Raw genomic sequence first — 24,166 nt, 5'->3', positions numbered from 1 at the left:
GGCCTGGCAGCACGGGCAGACCCTGGCGATCACCCGGTACTCGACCACATACGGCCGAGGCGGCGGGGGCGGAACGTCGAAGACCTGATGGCGGCGCATCCCGAACACCGCCGCCCCGGCCAGCGAGCCGCCGCACCGCCCGCACGCGGCCGGATCAAGGGTGATCACCTCGTCCGGGTCCGCGACCATGTTCCGCGTCTGCCCCGGCTCGCCCGGCTGCTTGCCACGGGGCCGGCCCGACGCCGTCCGCGACGACCGCTTCGGCGCCTTCGTGAACGGGCTGTCCGACGACGGCGGACGCGACGACGTCGAACTGTCCGTCCCGAGCCGGCGTTCGAGCTCCGCGACCCGCGCCGCCAACTCCTCGGCCCGCGCGGTCAGCCCCTCGATCAGCGCCGCCTGCCGTTCGATCAGCGCGGCCTGCCCGGCGATGACAGCCACCTGCTCCGCGACCAGACGCTCAAGCTCCTCATAGCTCGGCCGGCCCGCGGACTCCACCCCCGCAACCTAGCCGATCTTGCCCCGCCGCCCGACAACCAGGAGACCGATCACCACACAAGATCCGGAAACAGCCGCTCAACCGAGCTGAACAGCTACGTCTGGACCGTTCAGTCGCGCTTCCGCCGCCCCCGGTGAGGTGATCCACCCGATGGTGCCGCGGTGTCAATCCATGTCGGACGTGGCTATTGAGCCGTCCGCGTTGAAGCCGAAGCGTCGCAGTCGCGCTGCCTCGTCGTGGTCGCCCCGCTGCTCGAGTAGATCGGCAAGTGGTCCGGCGGCGTAGGCGTTGCCGAGTGCTACACGCTCCTGCAGGCCGTCGAGGTCACCTCGCCTGGCAAGCAGGTCAGCCAGCATCGTGGGACCGAGTCCGATATTGGCGTCAGCGAGATCCCGCAGGAAGGGCTCGGCTTCCTCGTCGTGGCCGTTTTCCACGAGTCGGTAGGCCACGGTGGCGGCAGCGCCTTGGTCGCCCTGGCGGGCGCGGGTCAACAGCTCCTCGGCCTCACCACGCCGGGCAAGCAGGTTGATCAGCAGGAAGTGGGCGCCCGGGTCGCCGTCGTCAGCCTGGGTTCGTAGGAGCTGTTCGGCTTCCTGGTCGCCACGTTCCGCGAGCAGCGAGTACAGCCTGAGCGTGGAGAACTCGTCGGCGTTGGGGTCGGCCCGAAGGATCCGTTCGGCCTCCTGGTCGGCGCCACGACCCACGAGATGTTCGACGAGCGCCCGGGCGGCAATCTTGCTGCCGGATGCGACGCGCTCCCGCAGGAACCGCTCGGCCTCCTCCTGCTCGCCGCGTTCCAGCAGGCGGTTGAACAGCTCGATGGTCGCGAAGTCGCTTCCAGCGTCAGCACGAGTCCGCAGCTCGTCGAGATCTCCGCGCCCTCCAAGGAGGTTGATCAGCTCGAAGGCGGCGTGGCGGTCGCGGGCGTCGGCGCGGTCGCGTAAGTTCCGCTCGGCATCCTCGTCGCCGTTTCTGGCAAGCAGGTGGGTGAGCTGGGCGCGGGCGTATCCGTCGCCTGCGTCGGCGCGGGCCTGCAGTCCATCGAGGTCGCGCCGTCTGGCGAGCATTTGGACCAGTCGGAGCGCAGCTGACTTGTCGCCCGCCTCCGCGGCCCGTGTGAAGAGTGGGAACGCACAGCGGTCGAGACGCCGCTGATCGGCGCTGACAGCGATTTGCAGCGTGTCGTCCGGGGCGGCATGCGCGACGAGGGCGTCCCATAGCGCGGCAGGTGCCCACTGGGTGCGGCGGACGACCCGGCCGTGTTGTTCGAGGTAGTCGGCGAGCCGGTAGTACGGCTTCTGAGGGGCGGGCTGTCCTGGGCGGGGGCGGATGGCAGTGAGGGGTCCGCAGGCGCCACGGCAAGAGGCGGCCGTGTACGTCAGGGCTCGCGCGAACCAGTCATCGTCGAGGGAGTCCCACTCCTGGTCGGTGAGATAGCCGGGAGCAGCAGCCTCCAGAAGTTGGTGTGGCAGAGCGTGGCCATGGCCGAATCGGCGGGCGTCCATGGCGGCTTCGATCAGCGCTCGGGCGGCGGGTAGGGCGTTGCGGTAGCGGGCGAGCAGTTCCGGCGCGCCGGCGAGGTACTGGGTGATCTGCCCGTCCACTGCATGCGTAGCGGCGTCGGCCAGTCGCGGGTCGCCGCTGGCAGCGCCCCGTAACGCGCTGAACGCTTGTCCGCTGAACGCGTCGGGCAGCGGGATGTCAGCATCGGTGACGAGGTCGCGGGCCTGGGTGTGTAGGTCGGGCTGGCCCGCGCCGGGGCGGATCGTGATCGTCTCCCAGTAGTCGGGCCACAGCGTGCCCAGAATCAGTACTGGCTGGCGGTCGGGATCGCGGAGCAGTTCGCGTAGCCCGGCAGCCACGCGTTCGCCGACCTCGGGCGGGGTGGTGAGGAGATAGTGCTGAGTCTCGTTGAGCCAGATTACGGTGCGTGGCCCAATCCGAGGGAGTTCGTCGAGGGCAGCTTCGACACGGCCTGGGTTGATCGGATGCCAGAGTCGCCACTCGTCGGGCAGGCTCTGGATAGCTTCCCAGCAGGCACGGGTCTTGCCCGTTGACGACCCACCGACCAACACCGCAATTCCGCTGGCGCCCTCGGCGGCCCGGGCGACGATCACCCGTAGCTCGTGGTCATGTTCACGCAGGACGTATCTGGGCAGGGGCGGCAGGCCTTCAGCGGCAGCTCCGGCGTCGATCGCGGGATGCACCTCCAGATCGAACGGGTCAATCATCTCGCGGATCGGCCGCGCAGGAAGCCGTGGCCCGGGCGGCAGCCGGGCAGGGCCACCGAACAGGTGGTGGGCAGGGAATCGATCCCGAAGTACTGCCAGTAGCCGGCCGCGCCCGCCGGCGGAGATGCCGGCGTCGAGCTGCTCGGAGACGACCGTCCAGAACACCCGCGGACTCGCCGGATCCCAAGCCAGATCAGCGAGCGGAAGCCCAGCGGCGCTCAAGATCTCATGTGCGGACCCCGCCCGCGCCACCAAGTCGGCGAGCGCTTGAACTTCTTCGCTCGTGAGCCCTGAGGCCACAACACTCCTGCCAGTCCGGGATCAGCTCCTGCCCGGAAGGACCAAGGCATTCGCTAATGACCATCCTCGCACCAACGCCCGCGCGACTGGCGAGAGAGACGCACCCTTGATCAAGATTCCGAGCCACGCCGCTTTGACCCTGACCACGATGAGCGGGCCGCCGTCGGCAGCGTCGTGAGACGCCAGAGCCCAGCGCCGCAGGTAAGCGCTGCGGGGCTCTGACCTGCCTCGACCAGGCGTGCACTCCGCGGGAGTCGAACCCCCAGCGACTTGGTGTAGACCAACCGAGACGTCCGCTGAGTGCTGCGCTGCGCGCCGATGCTACCCCGGCGGGCCAGCAAGGCGAAAAGAAGATCACCAGCGAGACGGCAGAGACAGCGCCGTCCCACGCGCATCGAGTGCGGGACCCTGGCACCTATCTCTCGTGGGCGAGTGCCTCTTGGAGGCCGAGCGCGCCTGCGTCGGAGAGTCGGTCGATGAGGTCGAGGCATCGCTCCCGGAGTGGCCTGGGGCCTTGACGGTAGAGGCGCAGGACAAGGGTGGTGATGGTGTGGGCAACGGCCGCTCCGGAGGTCCTGAAATCGCCGAGGTCGATGCCTGCCACCTCGACCGCTCGCTGGCAGGCATCCAGGGTCGCTTCGGGTAGCAGCTGACTACTGCGCTCTAGGCGATGGAACAGCTCGTCGAGGTTGTCCGGGAAGGCGACGCTCGCGGTGAAGGCCTCGACGAGCCTCTGGGCCACGGCCGGTGGCATCGTGTCGAGCTTCTCGAAGGTCGTCGAGGCCGCCAGGCGAACCTGTGGGTCGCTGTCACCGAACAGGGCCGTCAGCTGGTCGACAGCCAGCCCGGGTTCGGTCGCGAGCTGGGCTGCGGCGCCGCGGCGGGCCGCAGGCGGGAGCTCGGTGAGCTGTTGGGCAAGCGGGTGCGGGAGTGTTCCGTGTAGGCGTACGGCGGCCCAGATCRCGCCGGCGCGTTCCGCGACGGGGTCCGGACCGGCGAGCGCACGCTGAAGATGACCCGCGAATCGATCAGGTTGCCGGAGCAACGCCTCCGTCAGCAGGCGGCTGGTGTAGTCCGCGTCGGCGAGGTCGGCCTCTGTCCCGTCGAAGATCTTCTCGGCGAGCTGGAGGGCGGTGTCCTCGTGCGCACCGAGCAGGCAGAGCGTCGCGGCGGCGGCCCAGTTTCGGACCGCAGGCGAGGGGTCGGTCGCCAGCCGGCCCACGATGGGATGGAGGCTGTCCGCGTGCCCCGGTTCGCTGACCAGGACCTGGGCGATGACCAGTGCGGCGGCTTCGCGGGCACGGGACCGGTGGGCGGGAAGCGGATCAGGATCGGGCTGACCGGCTGAATCCGCGCTGGCGATTGTGTCCTGGTTGCCGGGGTTGGTGGCGTCGAGGATGATCTCGACGAGGGTGAGCAGCGGCGGCGACTCGAGCGCCGTCTTGCCGATCGCGCGGCAGATCGCGTCCCCGAGCCGCAGGCCGACGACCGCGTAAGCGTGCAGACACAGCTTGGTCAGGAGGTCGACCGGCAGCTTTCCGGTGGTGGAGGTAATCACGGCGCCCAGGTAGACCGGGGCGACCTCGGCGTCGAAGGAGAGCGCGAGTCGCGCGAAGCGCTCAGGTTCGGCGGCGGCCCGTTCCCCGAGCAGCTGGGCCAGCTGCGACGCGCCGCCGACGGGAGGCAACACAGCCCAATTCTCGGTCTCCTCGCGGTACTTGCGGACTGCTCGGCCCCAGTCCTCGTCCGAGAGGTGGGCGGCCCTGTCTCGGGGAATCGGAGGCGGCACCGTGCCGGCCCACGAGGACGGCGGTGGGACAGTCGGCAGGTCGGGAAACTTGCGCGCGAGCTCGGCGATCCGGCGTTGAGCCTCAGGGCTGCGGCGGGACGGCTCGACAGCGTTCAGCAGCGTGTACTGCGTATATCCACGCCCGCGCAGGCGGTCGGGCTTCGTCTCCCAGGCCGGGTAGAAATCGATCAGCCGGCGGACCAGCGCGACGAGCCGCTCCTCGTCGCAGTGCCGGGTCGCGGCGGTCACGAGTTCCAGCGTGGCGCCTTCGAGATCAAGGTTCCGGTCATCCGAGAGTAGCCAGTCGACCGCTTCGTCGCTCGACGCCGGGACAGCGGCCCATCCGCGACACGCGAAAACCTGTAGATCAACAACATCTGTGTCTGCGAACTCTCGCGCGTACCGGGCAATCACGGCTGGCTCGTCATCGGCGAGGCGGCGCAGGGCAGCCTCAACGCCGGTTGCCAGAGCGCCATCCACGCCGACCTGGTCCGAGCTGAGGATCCAGCCCCACCGGGACCGGCGCAAGTCGCCCGCCACCGCGGCAGTCGCCGTGTGGTCGGCGACGTGGGTGACGACGGGAACCGTCTCTTCCAGGAAGATCGCCGGCGCGGCGTCGGCGAGCCGACGGATCACGCCCGGCCCGGACTGCGAGTGGGTCGACAGGTGCTCCGAAGCGAACGGGTCGTGGCTGCCCTCGGCTTGGGCGCGGGCAAGTGCACGGCGTAGCCAGGCCCCAGCCAGCCTCGCCGTCTCGGCAGGCGCGTTCTCCGCCGGCCCGTACAGCAACGACCAGAAGTCGGAGTTCTCCCCGAGGGGGGCGCGCAGGCCGTCAAGGTCTCCACGGTCGGTCAGCTCGATAGCGAGATCGACGAGCCCGGACATCGTCCCCGGCCGCGCCGATCCCAACGTCCAGACGACCACAGTCCGCAGCCGCGCTGTCCAGATGTCTGAGACGCCGAGGTAGGGATGCATCAGCTCGGCAACACGCGCTGACCGGTCCCGGGCAGCCCCGATCAGCTGGCGGGCAGCCCTGTCCTCGGTCGCGGACTCCGCCAGAAGATGCTCCCAGCGGCCTGCGGCGTCCGCCGCGTCGAACCACGCGGGCACGGACAACAACCCGGCCAGCTGGCCTGCCCGCCGACCCTCGCCGAAAGCGAGCGGCTCCAGGGCCAGCCATTCCGCCGGGGTCGCGTTCAACTGGCGCAGAACAGCGACGACCACATCCAGGCCCCGGCCCGTGTCCGACGGGGTTTCGTCACCCCACTCGAAGACGCCCAGCCAGCCAGTGCTCCGAGACCCAGCCGCGCCGGACCCGGCAGCCCAGCCGACAGCACGAGCCGACGACGCGCCACCACTCAACCCGTCGGCAAGATCAAGGACAGTCCAACCCCGACACAGCCCGAGAGGCAGGCAGTTAACGACAAGCTCAGGCTGTCTCTCTGCACAGTTCGATGGCCCGCAGCGGCTGGCGGTCGAGGGTGAACGTGTCGATGAAGATCGTCTTTGCCCCTGGTGCGAGCTCTGCGGCGGTGCTCCTAGCGTCGGCGAGGCGCTTTGCGAGGAACGAGGCGCTCGAGGACTCGAGCGGGTGCCGTGCGATGACAACATGCGGCCCGCCTGTGGAGTGGGGCAGGAGGGCAGCCGCGGCCGGCAGTTCGCCGCCGAGCATCTCGGCCCCGAAACCGGCTGCCCAGCGCCCGAGGGTCTTCCGCTCGAGTCCGAGGTCGTGTGTGAGAGTCCCTGCGCCCAGCACGGTATGCAGGTCCCTGGCGAGCCGCCAGTCGAGCAGCGCATGGTAGGCCATGTTTGCGTAGTCGCGCAGGCAGCGGTAGCAGGAGGCTGGGCAGTTGTCCCGGTGGTCGGGCTCCTCAAGCGATGCCAGGTATGTCCCGGCCTTGTCCAGGAACCCGGGCAGCACATTCCGGGCTCCGAGGTGGCTGCTGAAGCCGGCTCCGTTCTCCAGGGTGTCCGCGATGAAGGCGTACGTCGCGGGCTCGGTGCCGGCGAGGCCCGAGTAGATCCCTGCCGTGAGCTCCAGCGACTGGATGTCCAGGTGGGCGGCCGCCACGGTGCGCAGCAGGAAAGCGTACGAGTACCAGGCTCCTCGCCGCCCGTCGATGAGCTCGCGGGCACCGGAAGCCTGGCGCTCGGCTGCGGCGAGGTCGAGCCGCAGGCCTTGGCGGGTGTCGATGGGGGCGGCCGGCCCGATGAACAGGAAGTCGGATGCCTGGGCGGTGCCGAGCGCGAAGCTCAGCTCGTCGCCTGTGGCGGACTCGCCGGGGAAGAGGAGGTCCTGCTCGGCGGCGGCAGTGGAGACGTAGCCGCCCCAGTCCCCGGCTCCGCTTGCCTTGCGGAACTGGAACAGCTTTCCCGCGTTGTCGTTGACGACGAACCGGCGCCCTGGCCCTGCGTAGGTGACGGCGGCGGCGGTCTGCGCGCGTTCGAGGCGGGCGAAGTCCACGGTGGCGCGGGCTGCCATGGACCGCGGTGTCCAGGAGAAGGTTCCGTCGAAGTCCCGGGGGCGGCCGGCGCGGAATCCGAGCGGCTCGCGGGTCTCGATGACGGAATAGCTGTCGGGCCCTTCAGCTCCGCAGCGGGGGCAGGGCGGCGCCGGATGCCCGGGCTCGGCCGGCTTCGCGTCCTCCTCAAGGTGTGAGCAGCATTTGCAGATGGCGAGCAGCCGTGCAGGGCCAACCGGGTCCGGGTCGGCACTCGGCATTCGGTGTGACGGTCTGAAGGCTGCGAGCCCGGTTACCGGGTAGACACGGCCGTCACGGACCGTCTCACTCAGAGGGGCGAACTGGGAGACGGCCATGGCAATGTCCCGGTCCACCGTCTTGGCGGGCGGCCAGGGGTAGCCGCGGAGGGGGCGGCGCAGGAAGAGATAGCGGAGGCTGCTGGGGAAGCCGAACATCGGCAGCGTCCCGTGCTCTGCCAGCCGCTGGCTGAGATCGCTGTGGCCAGCGCGCAGGGCAACGGCCTTGTCGGTCTCGGCGATGAGTTCCCGGGCGCAGTCGGCTGCCGTCTCGCGGGCAGACGCTGCCATCGGTGTGCAGTCTGCCAGCGCCGCGGCGGCCTGTTCCACGAGCGCGGGGTTGTTGGCCAGCCACTGGGCGAGTGCGGGCCGGAGGACAGCCCAGTCCTGGACTCGCCCGAACGCCCCGTGAGTGTTGGCCGTCTCGTCGAACGCGATCCCCTCGCGGAGGAGGGCCGGGGCGATCTCGCGTACGGCGCTCCGGAGGATCTCGCCCCGCAGCACCCGCCGGAAGATCGCTTCCCGTTCGAGGGTGAGGTATGGCTCGGGCGTAGGCGCATTGGTGATGGCGTCAGGCCGCTCGAAGTAGTACTCGTCGTGGCTGCGGCCGCGGCACACTGTCAGCGCGACGGCGACGGGTGTGTCGCGGCGCCCGGCGCGCCCGACGCGCTGCTGGTAGTTGAAACGCGTCGGCGGCATGTTGCCGAGGATCACGACCGAGAGCGCCCCGATGTCGACGCCGGCTTCCATAGTGGTGGTGACTGACAGCAGGTCGACGGCGTCGGCGAGCGGCTGCTCGTCCCGGCTCAGGAAGATCCCCTGGAAGCGGGCCTGGCGGGACCGGGCGCTGGCGCGCCCGGTCTGCCCGGTCAGTTCTGCGCAGTGCAGCCGGAACATGCCCTCGCCGGAGACGGCCTTCCTGGCGTAGTAGTTGTCTTCTCTGCGAACCGGGACGGGCTGTTGGGGCAGGAGGCGCCGGCAGTGGGTGCAGCGGCCGCACCCGCGGTTGAGGTGTTGCCTGCCGCAGGCCCCGCAGGCCCAGGCATGTTCCCCGGCCGCGCGCAGGACGACCTCTCGCGGGTCGATGAGGTAGCCGTCGAGCACAGCCAGGCCCCACACGCGGACGCACATCGCCTGCAGCTGGTCTGGTTCAGGGCCGCCGTCCCTGGCGATCGCAGCCCAGAAATCCTTGAGCTTCTTCGGGACGCTGCCGGGCGGCCGCGGGTCGCGCATGCCGCTGAACCGGCGCTGGCTCGCGAGGACACGCAGTGACGCCCGGGCATACCCGAGCGGCGTCCCCTCCGCGCTATCCGGAGCTTCCTGGTCAGCGGCGAGTGCCATCCAGCCGAGGCCGAGCGACTCGAAGTCGCGGCCGGCGCTCGCGAACAGCCCGTCGAGCGACTCTTTGGAGAGAGACTCCCCGATCTTCGCGAGCAGCCATTCCTGCTTCGGCGACAGCGCGGCGCGGACCGCGGCCGGCCTGACGTCCCAGTCGTAAAGGCTGGCCCATCCCGGCGACTGGTCGTTGTCAGGGTCGGCGTACTGGAGGCTGGCGACCGGGCCGCCGGGATTCATGCCGAGGGTTAGCAGCTTCTTGCCGATGTTGCTGGTTAGCTCGTCGATCGTCGCCGGCCGGCCGAGCCGGGCGATCAAAGGCGCTGCGTCCTCTGGCTTGGTGCCCGGGTGTTCCTCCCAGATGTCGCGGAGCTGGGCGAGGGCGAGCCGGTCGCGTGCCATGAGCCTCTCAAGGGCGGTGCGGGCCGGCTCGTCCCGTCGGCGGTCGAGATACCACTGGCGGGCTAGCTCGACGTCCTCGCGCGGGTCCTGCTGTGCCTGCACGCCGGCGAACAGCAGGAGCCGCAGGAGGTCCTGGTAGTGGCGCAGGCCGAGGCCGGCGGAGAGCTTCGCCGCGTCCTGGCGGCTGTCGGTGAAGACGATCGCCTTCCGGTCCTGCTCGGGGAGGTCTGCTGCGAGTTCAGCGGCCAGCACCTGGTTGATCTTCTCGAATCCGGTGCGCATCGTGCGGATCGGTGAGCGCTGGCGCAAGGGGTCGGTGTGCGGGAGGGGCTTGCCGTCTCTCCCGTGCCGGATTTCCCAGTCGTCGCCGCAGGCGGGGCACAGGGTGGGGAAGGGGCTGAGCTTCTCCAGGCTGCGCTGTRCCGTGCCGGTCTTGCGGTCCTTAGCGGCGGTGACGTGGAAGCTCCAGCCGGTCGCGCCCTCGATCCGGTTCCTGAGCCTGCCTGTACCTGGGTCGAGCCGGCTGCGCTTGAACTGGTAGCGGACCTTTCTGCCGTCGTACTCCCATTCGGTCTTCTCGACGCCGACGCCGCCCTGGCGGGGCCAGTAGACGACGTAGTTCGCCGCGCTGCGTTCGTTCGCTCCCTGGTCCGGGAGTTTGGCCAGGTCGGGGAGGTCCGCGAGCAGCATCGCGTCGAGCGGCAGGGACGCGGGGCTGCCAGCTGGGGCGAAGCCACCCAGCATCACGTCGCCGCAGGTCTGGCAGTACAGGAGCTCAAGGACCCGGGCACCGCACTGGCATCTCGTGGCGGGCTCGCTGTGGAGGCGGCCGACTGTCCGCCCCGGGAACACGCGGCCGGCCGGGACTGCGGGGCACTGCGGGTCGGTGCAGGCCCAGATGCCCTGGACGTTGCGGAAGAACAGGTGGCTGCGCAGCCGGGGGTCTCCGTCGGCGCGGTTGCGTGCCAGGCCGGTGAGGATGTTGCCGAGGGCAAGGCGGCCAGTTTCCTCGCCAGCGGCTGGGAACAGGCGTTCCGCCAGCGCGGCGGCGGTCTTGGCGGTGGGATCGCCGCCGTCGTAGAAGGCGGCGCGCAGCGCGCCGACGGTGCCGAGGCGCCGCGCCTCCGCGGCGGCTTCCTCAGGCACGGCCGCAGCCAGTGCGGCAGCGTCGGCCGAGTGCGCGGTGCCTGCGGGCGGCTGCCGGGTCTCGCCGGCGATGAACTGGAAACTGCGGGCAGGGACGCCGAAGAAGCCTTCGAGGTAGTCCTGGTCGCGGGCGGGCGCTAGGGATGCCGAGGCGGCGAGGACCCGCAGCTGCTCGGGCCGGCGGTCGAGGCCGAGCCGGTGCTTCAGCGCGCGCAGCAGGTAGGCGACCTCGGTRCCTGCCGTCCCGCGGTACATGTGCAGCTCGTCGACGACGAGGGAGAACCGGTGGTGCGGGCTCTCGCGCAGCCACTGCCGGGTCGACTCGAAGAAGTGGTCGTCCCGCTGGCGCAGCAGCATGACGTTCAGCATCGAGAAGTTAGTGATGAGGATGTCGGGCGGGGCTGCGGCCATGTCCCAACGCGACCGCATCTCTGCGCCGTCCAGCCGGGGGACGAAGTACTGGACGTCCTCTTGCCCTGGCGTCCGGCTCAGCTCCCGTGCCCGGCGCCCGAGGGTGTCGACGGCCTGGAGCTCGGCCCGCAGCGCGCGCAGCGCCGAAGGGTCCTCGGGCTTGCCGGTCACCGGTGTGCTGCCGGTATAGCGGCCGAAGTAGAAGCGGTGGCCCCGCCGGCGCCCGTCTAGCCAGCGACGCGCGGCGTCGCTGTCGAGCGCGCGGCGCAGCCGGGTGAGCTGGTCGTCGACGAGCGCGTTCATCGGGTAGACCACGAGCGCGCGCACTGCCTGGGCGCGGCCGGTCTCCCCGTCACGCTGCGCCGCCCACGGGGCGCTGTCCGAGGCCCACCACGACGCCCGAGAAGAGGCGCCCGGGCCGCCGTCCCATGCCCGCGACTCCTCAAGAAGCGAGGCGAGGACCGGGAGAAGGAACGACTCGGTCTTGCCCGACCCGGTCCCGGCCGTGATGACCATGTTCCGGCCCGGTTCCAGACCTGCACGCAGCGCCTGCTCCTGGTGGCGGTACAGCGGCCTGCCCGCAGGTATGAGCCCGGCCTGCGCAAAGGCGGCGAGCTCGGCAGGTGCGCCCGCCGCCGCAGCCGAGCCGGCGAGATCCCGGGCCGATGTCACGTACTCCGGGCGCAGCTCCAGCATCGGGAGGCGGTAGGCGCCGCCGTCGCGGTCGAGAAGGTCTCGCCTTTCCTCCTCGAGCTGCGGCTCTGCCAGGCCGAACGGGGTGTTGTAGTAGCGGAAGTACGCATCGCGGAGCCGGTCGAATGTCGCGAGCGCGTCCAGGTGACGACCCGCCACCGGGACAGCCGCTTCTTCCACCATCCGTAGTCCCCCTGTTACCAGATCTAGATTAGCTGCAGTGCCTGGCCGAGCGAGTTAGCTACGGCAGTCGCGAATGTTCGCGGGACGTTAACATACGAGCAGGTCTGCGCCGCCCGGTTGACCTGGGGTGGCAGTCCGCTGCAGAGCGCCAGTGYACGGGCGTGCAGCGGCGGCAGCGGCGCCCCCCAGTCGGTGAACAGGGTGCCGGAATCCGAGCGCCCAGGCTCCTTCTCGCCACGCCACTGCAGGACCGAGCGGCGCTGGCGTCTCAGCTCAAGGAATACCCCCTCAGCAAGCGCCGTGCGGTGCCAAACGCCGTGCTGCCGGTAGAAGTGCGCCGGCTGGTTGGAGACCCGGGTGCGGTAGAGGCCGTCGCGGGCCGAGTCGGGCACGCGGGTGAAACGCGCGGCGCCGTGGTCGCCGAGCCGCTCGAGGCCGTGCGCGGGGCGAGCCGGCAGGGCGGTCCGCGGGCCGGGTGCTAGCGGCGGGAGGACGCCGAGAAGCTTGGCGGCGGCGCACCCCGCGTACTCTGCGCCGACCTCGCCGGCGGCTTCGCGCAGCTCGGCCGTCTTGCTGTACTGGAGGAATAGCACGGTGGGGAGCCCGATATCGCCTGCGGCGGGACGCGGCACGTGAGGCGCCACCCAGATGGCCGGCTGTTCGTGGAGGCGGTCGGTGAACCCCGTGCGGCGGCTGCCGGTGAGGACGGCGAGCCCGTCGGCGCACGGCAGTCGCACAATTGCGGGCGGAGCGACAGCCCAAGTGTCCCGCTCCCAGTCCGCTTCGGCATGCCCGAGTGAAGACAGGTCCCGCAGCCAGCGGCCCGGCGCTGCGCGCGGCACAGCGGCATCCGTACGGGCGAGCCAGGCGAGCCGCTCCCGGAGATCCCTGATGCTGCCGGAGCCCGTTTCGCTCATCCACCGGAGCATGAGGTCACCGTGCACGGTAACGCCCCCACTCCTTGACGTAGAGCTCCCACATCCGCGGCCGGTCCGGCGTGGCTGCTGCGGACAGGCTCGCCCACAGGCGCGCAGAGACCTGGTCCAGGCGTGTGAACTGCGGCTCCTGCAGGCGGGCACTGATGACCTCCCAGCCGCCGCGCGCGCGCCGGGCGGCGAGCCATGCGGCCGACGGCGGCGCGGTGACCTCGAAGTGGGACGGTGCGCCTGCGCCAGCGAGGGTGAACAAGGGCGCCGGGCCCGGGACCTCGACGGCGCTGCACCATCCGTGGCGGTCGATGAGCCAGTACTCGAGCCGGCCTCTCCTGGCCAGCAGCGGCTCCGGGCTGTCAGGGGCGTCGACCTGCGCGCCGCAGACCGCGGGGGCGTTGCCGGCCTTGCCGAGGACGCCGGAGCGGTCCCAGGCGAGGCTGCCGGCGCCGGGGACATGCCCGGCGGGGTCGCGGTCGACCACGGTGAAGCGGAGTGTGTCCTGCTCAACAGTGACGCGGTGGCTGCCCGGGACCACAGAGTGCCGCAGCGGGATCGGGAAGCCTGTCGCGTGGAAGGGAGGGTTTTGGGCGACGCCGTCAAGCGCTGTCTCAAGCGGGCGCTGGATGCCGTCGAACGGCAGGAGCAGGTCCGGCTCGCCATCGGCGAGGTATGCCCGGGAGTCGACCCGGCGCATGAGTGGCAGGCCTCCGGCGAGCTTCGGGCGCGCCGCGCCGTCGGGGGCGAGCGAGGCCCTGGCGATCGGGTAGAGCGCGAGCGCCTCGCCGAGCAGCTCCGGGTCGCTGAAGGTGACCGCTGTGAACATCGCGTAGCCCGGCAGCAGGCCCGCCGCACCGGGACTGCCCGGCGCCCAGCCGGCGTCCGCAGCTTTGCCGAGGACCGCCCGAACAGGGCCCGATGTCGCCGTGTCGGCGAGGATGACGTGCTCGTCGAAGGGCCGGACCGACGGCACCGACGTCCACGCCCCGGTATCGGGGTCAGCCGCGAGGATCACCACCGGGGACGGCGGGGCGACAGCGACGCAGCGCGCGCCGCGCAGACGGAATCCGTCATGGACCAGGTCCGGTGTGACGGCCAGCGTGCCGTCGCAGTGGTAGTTGTCGGTGTAGTCGTCGCGGACGATCGCGAGACGGACGTCCCGGCCCGCGAGGTTCCCTGCGAGGAGGTCACTGACGGGGCCATGGGCGCCGGTGACGGCCCAGCTCGCCCTGCGGTCCTCCAGGTCGATCGCCAGGCGGATGTCCAGGAGGGCGAGGCCCTCCCGGCCGAGTGTCTTGCCGTCCCACGACCGGGCAAGGCTGGCGACGAGGGGGCCCAGCAGTGGGGCGAGTTCAAGATTGTTGAGGATCCGGCAGAACTCTCCGCTGAGCCGGTTCGGACGCGAGGCCCAGAGGCGCAGGTAGCTGAGCAGCGCGGGCTCGTTCGGCACGCCCCGCTCGCGTATTTCCAGAGCGGCGAAGAACTGGGTCAGCGAAGCACGGTCGCTGCGCCGGACGAGAGCCTGCGAGAGGGGGAAGCCGATGCGTGTCTTCACGGGGTGGTCGCRGATGGTCGACACCCCGCGCTCCGGGTGGTCAGCGAGCCAGCTGTGGAGGTCTCGCCACATCGTCGCGACGTGCACGAACGCGTTGACCGCAAGGTCGTGCCGGAGCCGTTCCCTCTCAGGGTCAGCGCCGTCTGGCAGCAGGACCTCTGCGAGGGGCGCGTAGTAGTTGTGGCTAGCCAGGTTGGCATCCCTGCGCATCCGCGTGGCCGCCAGCACGGTGAGCGCGAGCAGCGGGAGCGAGGGAGGCGCCTCTGACATCCCGCCCCGCTTCCAGAGGGCGCACGTCCCGCTCAGCCGCTCGAACATTGCCTGGCCGAGGCTGAAATCCACCTGCTCCCCGACACATCGCGCGAGGTCAGCCGCAGGACTCGGAGTCGCCGGCGCCAGGCGCCTGAGTTCGGCGTCGTCGATGAACAGGACGACCGGGGTTCCCGGGCCGCCGGCGAGGAACGCCCCGGCCAAGCAGTCCTGCCACGCAGCGTAGCCCGCAGGAAGGACAGCGAGGGGACCGCTTGCAGTCATCAAGGCACCTTCATCCAGCGTTTGTCTTCGTAGGCGCGACTGCGCCGCAGGCAGGCCGGGCTGTCGCGACAACCGCGGTTGCGGCAGTGCCGGCCCGGTGCGCGCCGCCCGGGCAGCGACCTCCAGCTGTGCACACGCAGGCGGCTCACTGCCAGCTACGGACACACCACGGGACGGCAGCAGTGCCCCGCCGCGCGGCGAACAGGCGAAACCCACACGCACTGTCGTGCCAGGATCTGTCCGACTGGTCAAGTAAGGTTCGGCTCCGGCAACACCTGGGGCCCGATGCCCAGGTCACGCGGCTGGTGGGAGCGAGCGGAGGCGTCATTGACAGCCACGGCCAGATCACTGCGGCGGGGCCCTCGGCCAGTCACAGTCCAACTCCCGCTCCCGGGCGTCCAGGCCCACAGCGCGTCGCTTACTGCCGTCGACCTCTTCTGTGGCGCCGGCGGCCTCTCGCAGGGGCTGAGGCAGGCCGGAGTGCAGGTCGTCGCGGGAGCTGACCACGACCCGGACGCCTGTGAGACCTACAGACAGAACTTCCCAGGCGCCGAGGTCCTCTGTGGCGACATCCGCGAGCCGGAGCTGCGCGCCCAGCTGGCCGCAGCAGCCGTCGGCGTCGACATGATCGTCGGCGGGCCGCCCTGCCAGGCGTTCTCCCAGATGCGCAACCACACCCGGCTTATCGACGACCCCCGCAACTCCCTCTACAGGGAGTTCGTCCGGACCGTCGCCGCAGCGAAGCCCGCCGCGTTCCTCATGGAGAACGTCCCGGGCCTCGCCCAGATGGGCGTCAAGGAACAGGTCCTCGCTGACCTGTCGCTCGACGGTGAGTACAGCGTGACAGCCCAGCTGGCCGACGCCGCCGACTTCGGAGTTCCGCAGACCCGCAAGCGCCTCCTGTTCCTCGGCGTCCACCACAGCATGAAGGCGCAGGTGCCGTCTCTGGCGGGTTCCGGGGCCACCGAGCTGATCCAGCTCGACCGGATACCCACCGACCCGCCTTCGTACGAGCTGAGCGTTCGCGACGGCAATGAAGCAGCGGAGCTCGCCCGCGACCTCGCGGCGCCGAAGAGCCTGCGCGCCGTCACGGTCTTGCAGGCCATCGGCGACCTGGCGGCGCTGGCATCCGGTCGGCGGCCCGACKACATCGACGTCCACGAGCTCGCAGGACCGCAGAGCGCCTACCAGCGCCTCATGCGCCGCGGCCTGCGCGGCCCGCTTACCAACGTCAGCGTCCCGCGGATCCGGGACGACACCGTCCTGCGCCTCAACGGGATCCCCGCCGGGGGGAACCACCGCGACCTCTCCGAGGATCTCCAGGCCCGGTACCTGACCGGCGACAAGTGGGGCCCCCACAACGGCACCGGGAAGCTAGGGCGCGCCCACTATTACGCCTACCGGCGGCTGCACCCCGACATGTGGGCGTGGACGCTCAACACCAAGGGCGACTCCGCCTACCACTACTCCCTGCCGCGCTGCCTCAGCGTCCGGGAGTTCGCCAGGCTGCAGAGCTTCCCTGACCACTTCGCCTTCACGACAGACCCGCGTCGAGGGCCGATTGAGGGCCGTATTGACGGCGGAGCGGCACACTCGCGCTACCGGCAGGTTGGGAATGCGGTCCCCCCCCTCCTTGCCGAGGCTGCGGTCAGCGCGCTGAAGGACGTCGTTCTCCTGTCGCGCAGGCACCGGGCGAGCGCGTGACACAGGACCCGGCCCAGGGTGAGCTCCTCCAGATCCCGGTGCAGGAACCTCCCGAGGAGGCCGTCGACCGGCCCTTCGGCTCCGAGAACCGTGCCAGGCTCCTCGGCCAGTACTTCTCGGAGCATCCAGAGGTCACCGCGCAGAACGCCTGGGAGCACGCCTACCGGCTGCTGATGTGGATCGACCGGACAACGGGCCTCGCGCACTGCTACGAGAGCGACAAATCGCAGGCCGGGCGGCCCTGGTATGCCCGCAGCCTCGCCTTCCACTCCTGGCTGTCCGAGGCGCTCGGCGTGGCAGCCGGCCAGCTGGGCGAGGAAATCGACGTCCTGTTCCGCAACGTGACGCATGACCTCGCTGCAGGTGTCGCCGTACGGCTGCAGCGCAACCGGGACAGGGTCGCCTCGCAGCGCCAGCCGTACGAGGGCCAGGGAATCCCCCTGCCGAACGAGGACCCGAGGCTCGACGACATCATCCTCGAGTCACTCAGCGGCTACCTGGCCGAACCGCCGCCCCCCGAGGTGCTCCGCGGGCTCACGGAGCGCATCCAGATCTACGTCGGCCAGGAGAACAAGCGGAAGAACCTCGTCGGCGAAGGCTTCGAGGACACAGTCGCCGCGCTGCTCACGAGAGTCCCAGGGATCAGCGACAGGTACGACATCCGTGTCCGCACGATGCTCCAGAACCTCCCCGGCTTCCACCCGCACCAGGGCAAGGCGAAGCCGAAGGAAGTAGACGTCTCCCTCGTCAACCGGGCTACCGGCCACCGCACGCTCGTGAGCTGCAAATGGAGCGTCCGCGCCGACCGCGAAGAGCAGTTCGGCAACGACTTCAACGCCTACGTCAGGGCCAACGCCACCGGCGAGCCCTTCGGCTACGTGCTGGTCACGAACGAATTCGACCCCGCCCGCCTGGCAGCGGCGTGCGACAGCACCGCCGGCAACACTCTTCTTTTCACCGATGTCGTCCACGTCAACCCGGACGGAGCCAGGGCGGTCTACAGCGCGCCGGCCGTCGCCGGGCCTATCGCCAAGGGGATGACGCGCGCTCTCCAGCATGCCGACAGCGGGCGCCTCTCGAGCCTCGAGCTCTGGCTCGCGAAGCTCGCAGGCGGGTCGTGACACCCGGCCGCACCGCGGCCGGGCGGCCGGCAACCGCACGCCGTACGCGCCGCGACGCGTCCGCCGTGGCCTCCTTCGCGGTATCGCCGGGCGTGCGCAGCCGGATGCAGCTGCAGCGGACCCGCGACACACAGCCCGAACTCGCCGTCCGGCGGCGCCTGCACGCACTCGGGCTGCGTTACCGCGTCGACCGGCAGCCCCTCGCCGGGCTCCGGCGCCGGGCCGATGTCGTCTTCGGCCCCGCGCGCGTCGCCGTCTACATCGACGGCTGCTTCTGGCACGGGTGCCCCGAGCACGGCAACCCCCGCCCGGCGTCCAACGGCTGGTACTGGCCCGAGAAGATCGCCAAGAACCGGGCGCGCGACGCCGACACCGACCGGCAGCTGGCCGAGGCGGGCTGGCTGGTGATCCGCACGTGGGAACACGAAGACCCGGACGAGGTCACACAGYGGATCGCCTCCGCCGTACGGCAGCGCCGACGACCGACACCGGCGCGAGCGTCAACCCGGTCGGCGATGGCCTCAATGATGGGCAGGGATTGCCGGTAGCGTTCCTCCGCCGCAGCGTAATCCCCCGCGGTTCCGGAAACCTCGCCATTGATGCAGTATGGAAACCTGCTGGCATGAGCTACGACCTAGCCGTATGGGAAGGCGAGCACCCGGCGGACAACGAGGCTGCTCTCCAGATCCTCGAGGATCTCTGTAGCCGCTACCTCGAGACGGACGTGGGGCATCCTCCCACCGAAAGGATCACGGCCTACGTGGCCGCGCTCCTCGAACGCTGGCACGACATCACCGAAGACGGGGCCCAGACCTCGCCCTGGTGCACGGGACCGCTGATCCGCGAGGCCCGCGGTCCTGTCATCTACATTCCGATGGCGTGGGGCGCGGCCGATGAGGCCTCCGCCTATGCCGCTGCCGTCGCAGACTCAATGGGATTGATCTGCTTCGATCCTCAACTCGGGCGGCTCAGGCCCTGACCTGCCGCGCACTGCCGCGGCGTCGGCGGTGCGCCCGGCCGCGTTGTAGGCGCGGGCGAGCAGGTCGCGCGAGGACCCGGTGTCGGGGTGGTCCGGCCCGAGGACGCGCTGGCGGTCAGCGAGGCTCTGCTCGAACAGGTCGACCGCCTCGGCGAGCTGTCCAGCCTTCTGCAGGGCGCCGGCGAGGAAGCTACGGGTCCTAAGAGTTTCGGGGTGGTCAGCTCCCAGGACGTCGGCGCGCTCGTTCAGGACGCTTTTCCACAGGGCGACGGCCTCTGGGTATCTTTTTGCGGCCCGGTAGGAGCCCGCGAGGAGGCTGCGGGACAGGAGGGTGGTCGGGTGATCGGGACCCAGCAGTYGGGCACGGTCGGCCGCGACGCGCTCGAACAACATGATGGCCTCGGTGGTGCGCCCGGCTTTCTGGTAGACGCCGGCCAGGGAACTGCGCGCGTAGAGGGTCGTGGGGTGATCCACGCCGAGGACCCGTTCACGGTGGKCCAGGTCAGCTTCCCGCTCCCGAATCGCGCTGTCAGTGCGGCCGGCCGCGGTGTAGGCGCCGGCCAGAAAGYCACGCGACAGCAAGGTCTGGGGATGGTCAGAGCCAAGGATCCGTTCCTGATCGGCGACAAGATCGACGAACAGTCCGATCGCCTCGTCGAACCGGCCGTTTGCCTGGCACAGGCTGGCGAGCCGGATGCGCGAGACCAGCGTCTCCGGGTGCTCCAGGCCGAGGACGCGTTCCCGGGCTGCGAGCACGGCGGCGTGGACGGCTTCCGCTTTCGCCAGGTGCCCGACGTCCATGTGCGCGTCGGCCAAGAGGCTGCGGGCGTACAGGGTGTCGGAGTGGTCCGGGCCAAGGGCCCGCTCCCTGCTTGCTGCCAACCGCTGGAGCAGCGGGATCGCGTCGGTCACCTGACCGAGTTCACGCAGGTAGGYGGCCGCGGCCGCGGCGAGCCACGTGCCGTTCTCAAACGCCGGTCCGGTGGTTTGAAGCGCGCGATCGGTGACGGCCAGTACGTGCGCGAGCAGCCCGCGCCACACAGGCCAGGTCTCGGGGCTACGGCGGATCTCGCCAGGCAGTCGGCTTCGCAGCAGGCTGGCAACGGTGGTGAGCCGGTCGGCAGCGACCTCCGGGGGCAGCGCGCGGCGGGTCGAGGCAGCGACAAGCCGGTGAACGGTGAGCTGGCCGCCGTCGCGGCGGGCCAGGTTGTAGCCGGCCAGTGCGCCAACCGTCGCTGCCCACCGATCGGGCATCCGGACCGCGTCGGCCAACGCACCGCCGATCAGAGCGTCCGGTGCCGCGGCGAACAGGTCGAGGGGAATCGGATCCGCATCGCACAGCGCGCACAGTTCCAGCAACTCGACCGCAGCAGGTTGATCGACGCGTAGCCGGTCAACGGACAATGTCCACAGGTTGGCGACCGTGATGTCGGCTCGATCAAGGACCGAACCTTGATCCAACATCTGCTCCAGCTGACCCGTCAGCAACCGGGTGTACTCGGCTACTGGCAACGCGGTCTCGTCGAGAAAGCCTGCCGCCTGGTCCACCGCAAGCGGCAGATCACCCAGCAGCTGGGCAAGGAGATCCGCCGCGGACCGATCGAGATCGGCCACCTGGCTGGTCAGCAGCGCCACCGAAGCATCGCGATCGAACGGCGGCACCGTCACCGCGGTACCCAGCCGGCGCGCAGCCCGTCGGCGAGACGTGACCAACACCCGCCCTTCCGCCCCAGGCCGGAAACGGGCGACCGCGTCGATGTCCTCGACGTTGTCAAAGATGACCAACCACCGGCTGCGCCTGCACAGCGCAACCCATGCCGCATCAGCGTCACTACCGGCCGGCAGACCGAGYGGATCGGCGATCGCCGCCAGCTGCTGGGCGACCAGCTCCGACCGCTCAGCCGCCACCCACCAAACAATGTCGAACTCATCGGCGTGCCGGTGGGCATACTCGACCGCCAACGACGTCTTCCCGACACCGCCCATGCCCTCCAGCGCGACGAGCGCCGCCCGCGGAGCCGCAACCAGGGCGGATTCGATGCCCGCGAGCAAATCCTCACGTCCGACAAACCGCACCAGCCGAGCAGGCACGTTCCACACCACGCCACGAGCCGACACCACAGCGTCCCGCTCCACGTCAGCCGCCACCGCAACCTCGGCGAACACCGGCTCGCCCGGATAGAGCTCTCGGGCGACAGCCAGCAGCCGCTCCCGACATCCCGGCACCGCACCACCACTCAGCAGCCGAGAGACCTCCAACCAGAAAGCCTCCGGCGACGGCGCACCAAGCGGCGTCCTCCCAGCCGGGAACCCCGCCCTGTCAAGCAAGACCCCGACGTCCGCCACCGTCGAGAAACGCTGCGCGATCGCCCGAATCTGTCCATCCGACAGCCCCTGCCCCACTGCCACCCCCGAGTCGGCAACGCACGCCGACACCAACACTGGACCTCGGAGACCGACCGCTCAAGGATGCCGCTGGCATCCTAGACGGCCCGCAGCGAGTACGGGCGATCCCCCTAAGCTCGAATGTCGTCGGCGCATAGGCGGATCGTCGTTCTGAGCGGAGCGGGCAGGGCTAGTCGAGCAGCACTCGATTGCATTCATGCGGCGGCCCCGGCGAACTCGCCGACGGACGCCATCAGGTGCCGAGTGTCTCGGAAGCCGCGCGGTAGCCGAAACACCCCCGGGCGGCCCGCGGGATGACCAGGCTCGTGGAGGGATGAGAGATGGATCTCGACGGCGAGACGGCGGCCCCGCCCGATCCCGGAGACGGGTTGACTCGGTTGGAGGAATTGATCATCCCGGACTTGCACGAGCATGTGGATGCAACCAGCCGCTCGGCCCAGGTCGGCTGGGGCCTTTTCTTCGCGGTACTCCACCAAGTCGAGGCCACGCTGCACCTACATCAGCACCGCTGCTGCTTCGCCGCGGCACCCAACCGACGTACCGCCGTCGAGTACGCCGTCTTTCTGGTATGGCTCGCGGACGAGCGCGAAAAGGTCGTAGACGTCCTCAACCGGTCCTTGCGAGGCAGCCAGACCCAACTGGCCAACGTCCTTCGCAAGGCCAACCTCGCTGGACAATTCCCACAAGAGGCCTACCAGATCCTCGTCGACACAGTGGCGACGAACTTGACCCCCCAGCCCGACGAGAAGCTCATGAAGGTCGACCACCTGCTGGATGCCTACGGCTACGGCGACCTGCAGGCGTACTACCAGGTCGAGTCGCGTTTCTGCCATGTCTCCCTGACCGCAGTACAGGCCTTCGCCCGCCGCGACGGACAAGGGCTGCACCTCGCCCAACGCCCGACATACGAAGAACTGGTGCCCTGCCATGCCTTCTGCCTGACGGTCCTCTTCAACGCCATGCTCGCCTTCAACCAGCTACTCACCGGCAGGCCCTGGATGCAGGCGCTCGCGCAAGTCGCCGCTGATCACGGCCTGTCCACAAGCCTGCCCACCCGCATGCCCACCCGCCATTACGAGTAGCTCAGCCGCCGTAGCCCGACCCACGCGCCAGCGCCGACGCTGGTGACCRCCGCGTCGTGTCGACCTTGGTCCRCAGTGGGACGAGGCTCTCCGCCCCACGTCCAGAAGCCGAGGGTCCTCGCTGCAAGTCAACGGCTACGGGCTCTGGCCTTCCTCGACCAGGCTCGCTCTCCAGAGTTGATGACCGAAGGAAGCCGACCGAGACCTTCTCTCGGGGCGCTCGCGCACACGTCGCGCACACGGGAAGCGCGCGAAGATCAAAAAGGTCAGTGGTGCCGCACGATGCCGCTGAGTGCCGCGTCGTTCGCCAAGGCTAGGTGCCAGATATGTCGATCATGTCTGGCACGCAAATCATCTGATAGTTATCAGAAAGTCATGGCGCTTGTGAAAATGTGAACGTGCAGGTCAGAGCATGTGTGGTGCGCTCGGAGGGACTCGAACCCCCAACCTTCTGATCCGTAGTGCGGTAAATGGCGTGTTTGTCGGTGTCGCGTGATGCCGGCCTATCCCGCTCCGTCCGGCACACAGGGCCTTCCCGTGCCGGTCAGTGTCGGTCTGTGCCAGGCAGGGACGGCACGTCCGCGCACACGTCGCGCACACCKCAGTCAGCTCACCCATCCCACGATGGCACCTTTCCGCGCCAACCACCACCGCGATCAAGATAGAACCGGCCGGCTCCCCCGCCACAAGAAGAACGACTATGCCGCCGCGGGCACGGCCCGAAGGACCTCAGCGGTCGCTGGTGCGGGAACCCTCGCCCCCGCCCAGGGCCGGCCGATCAGCACCGCCGCTTCGAAGCCGCTCCGGGCCGGTGCCCGATGAGCCAGCGACGGAAGATTTCAACCACCCCGCCACACAAGGACGCTCCGGCCCTGGCCGGACCCGTACATGTCGGGAAGCTCGTCACCGCCATGATCGGCGTCGTCGTCGCGCTCACATTCCTGTTCGGCTTCGGGAACTCCTTCGCCCTCGGCCTCCGCCTCGACGTCCCAATCTTCATCGCACCTCTGGTAGCCCCAGCAGTCGACCTGTCCGTCGTCGGCCTGCTGCTGGGCATCCGCCAACTGGCCCTGAACGGCGGCCCCGCCAAGGTTCAACGATCCGCGCGGCGGCTGCTCATCTTCGCCAGCCTCGTCACCCTCGCCCTCAACATCGCCGAACCCCTCATCGCCCGCCACTACGGCAAAGCAGCCTTCGACGCCATCGGACCACTACTCATGATCGGCTGGGCCGAAGTTGGCCCCGACCTCATCCAAGCCACGCAGACAACCCGGGCAAGCACTCCCCCGCCAGCACCACCGGCCACGGCTGACCCGTATTCGACAGTGATCGATCAGCCGGCGGAACCGAGACAGGCCCCTGAGACCAAACAGACGGAAGCACGCCCGGACAGCCAGATACCGCCGCGGATTGAGCCAGGAGCCCGGGAACAGGACCTCCTCCACCGCGCCCGAGCCGAAGACGTCCTGCACTGGCAACACCACCAACGCCCCATCTCCGCCGAGACACTGCGCAAACGACTCCACATCGGCGCCACCCCCGCCCGCGAACTCGTCACCCAGCTACGCACCGACACCCACACCAAGATCGAAGGCGGTGCCGGGCCGCCAGCCGGCGAGCCCGAGCAAGCCCTCTAACCAATGATCCATGCCCCGAAGTCAAGATCACGTGGTGGCGTCCTCGCACCACGGCGTGATCACGGGCCTCCGGGCACGTCCAGAAACGTCAGAGCCCCGCRCCGCGAGTAACCGGCTGCGGGGCTCTGACCTGCCTCGACCAGGCGTGCGCACCAGGGAATCGAACCCAACCGGCGATCCACAATGATGTGCACTCACCGAGGACGTCCACCACGTCCATCAAACGCTGTCCTACGGCGGCTACCCTACCTGGGCGCGCGAGGCCGTGTCGTGATCTTAAGAATGACCCGTCAGCCGCCCAAGGAGGTCGACAGCGCGGTCAGCGCCTGCTTCTCGGTGGCGGGGTCGGGGTTGGATGCCCGCAGTGCGGTCAGGGCGTCGTCGATCCGACCGTCGAGGAACGTCCAGGCGTTACCGTCCAGGGGCTTGAGCTTGGACTCGTCGTCGTCCCAGGTCGTCTCGAGATCCTTGA

13 protein-coding genes and 1 pseudogene are annotated in these 24,166 nt (G+C 69.8%); 6 read left to right on the top strand and 8 right to left on the bottom strand.

The window, feature by feature from the left end; genetic code table 11:
- The 6 genes from BL253_RS40035 to BL253_RS42650 form a co-directional block, all read right to left on the bottom strand.
- Positions 1–498, bottom strand: a 498-nt coding sequence (locus BL253_RS40035; RefSeq protein ID WP_198946540.1) for a DUF6444 domain-containing protein, incomplete at its 3' end; no start/stop codon positions are given.
- Positions 499–663: 165 nt separating this feature from the next.
- Positions 664–3,030: a tetratricopeptide repeat protein gene (locus BL253_RS36850; RefSeq protein ID WP_274535303.1), complete on the bottom strand. Its 2,367-nt coding sequence runs from the start codon at positions 3,028–3,030 to the stop codon at positions 664–666.
- Positions 3,031–3,445: 415 nt separating this feature from the next.
- A complete protein-coding gene (locus BL253_RS36845) occupies positions 3,446–6,043 on the bottom strand; it encodes a hypothetical protein (RefSeq protein ID WP_081439064.1) in 2,598 nt (865 codons plus the stop codon).
- A 205-nt stretch (positions 6,044–6,248) separates the two neighbouring features.
- Complete coding sequence (locus BL253_RS36840; protein WP_076822556.1) at positions 6,249–11,747, bottom strand: DEAD/DEAH box helicase; 5,499 nt, start codon at positions 11,745–11,747, stop codon at positions 6,249–6,251.
- Positions 11,748–11,770: 23 nt separating this feature from the next.
- Entirely contained in the window at positions 11,771–12,691 is a 921-nt protein-coding gene (locus BL253_RS36835; RefSeq protein ID WP_076822555.1) for a hypothetical protein, read from the bottom strand.
- Positions 12,681–14,705, bottom strand: coding sequence for a hypothetical protein (locus BL253_RS42650; protein WP_076822553.1), 2,025 nt, complete (start codon positions 14,703–14,705; stop codon positions 12,681–12,683). The genes BL253_RS36835 and BL253_RS42650 overlap by 11 nt, the downstream gene beginning before the upstream one ends.
- A 345-nt stretch (positions 14,706–15,050) precedes the next feature.
- On the opposite strand from BL253_RS42650, the gene BL253_RS36825 reads away from it, so the two are divergent.
- From BL253_RS36825 to BL253_RS36810, 4 genes are all read left to right on the top strand, one after another.
- The gene (locus BL253_RS36825; protein WP_096336178.1) at positions 15,051–16,469 is read left to right on the top strand and encodes a DNA cytosine methyltransferase; all 1,419 of its coding nucleotides are present in this window, start codon (positions 15,051–15,053) and stop codon (positions 16,467–16,469) included.
- A complete protein-coding gene (locus tag BL253_RS36820; protein WP_081439063.1) occupies positions 16,466–17,590 on the top strand; it encodes a hypothetical protein in 1,125 nt (374 codons plus the stop codon). The genes BL253_RS36825 and BL253_RS36820 overlap by 4 nt, the downstream gene beginning before the upstream one ends.
- A gap of 65 nt (positions 17,591–17,655) precedes the next feature.
- Positions 17,656–18,138: a very short patch repair endonuclease gene (locus BL253_RS36815; RefSeq protein ID WP_241835475.1), complete on the top strand. Its 483-nt coding sequence runs from the start codon at positions 17,656–17,658 to the stop codon at positions 18,136–18,138.
- Between the two features lie 74 nt (positions 18,139–18,212).
- Complete coding sequence (locus tag BL253_RS36810) at positions 18,213–18,569, top strand: hypothetical protein (protein WP_076822551.1); 357 nt, start codon at positions 18,213–18,215, stop codon at positions 18,567–18,569.
- On the opposite strand, the gene fxsT is transcribed toward BL253_RS36810, so the two are convergent.
- Positions 18,519–20,978, bottom strand: coding sequence for an FxSxx-COOH system tetratricopeptide repeat protein (gene fxsT / locus BL253_RS36805; RefSeq protein WP_158230498.1), 2,460 nt, complete (start codon positions 20,976–20,978; stop codon positions 18,519–18,521). The two genes, BL253_RS36810 and fxsT, sit on opposite strands and share 51 nt — an antisense overlap.
- A gap of 317 nt (positions 20,979–21,295) precedes the next feature.
- On the opposite strand from fxsT, the gene BL253_RS36800 reads away from it, so the two are divergent.
- Both BL253_RS36800 and BL253_RS36795 read left to right on the top strand, forming a co-directional pair.
- A complete protein-coding gene (locus BL253_RS36800; RefSeq protein ID WP_076822547.1) occupies positions 21,296–22,057 on the top strand; it encodes a hypothetical protein in 762 nt (253 codons plus the stop codon).
- An 818-nt stretch (positions 22,058–22,875) separates the two neighbouring features.
- Positions 22,876–23,694, top strand: a complete 819-nt coding sequence (locus BL253_RS36795; RefSeq protein ID WP_076822545.1) for a hypothetical protein — start codon at positions 22,876–22,878, stop codon at positions 23,692–23,694.
- 290 nt (positions 23,695–23,984) lie between these two features.
- Here the strand turns inward: BL253_RS36795 and BL253_RS36790 are convergent.
- Positions 23,985–24,166: pseudogene (locus BL253_RS36790) on the bottom strand (hypothetical protein); the annotation flags it as partial.

It is taken from the genome of Pseudofrankia asymbiotica (assembly GCF_001983105.1).
Classification (GTDB): Bacteria; Actinomycetota; Actinomycetes; order Frankiales; family Frankiaceae; genus Pseudofrankia; species Pseudofrankia asymbiotica.
This window is presented reverse-complemented; position numbering and strand designations above follow the sequence as displayed.

Excerpts from the sequence above, each read along its gene's own strand:
- BL253_RS36810 (WP_076822551.1), top strand. The coding sequence starts at position 18,213 with ATGAGCTACGACCTAGCCGTATGGGAAGGCGAGCACCCGGCGGACAAC.
- BL253_RS36800 (WP_076822547.1), top strand. The coding sequence starts at position 21,296 with ATGGATCTCGACGGCGAGACGGCGGCCCCGCCCGATCCCGGAGACGGG.
- BL253_RS36795 (WP_076822545.1), top strand. The coding sequence starts at position 22,876 with ATGAGCCAGCGACGGAAGATTTCAACCACCCCGCCACACAAGGACGCT.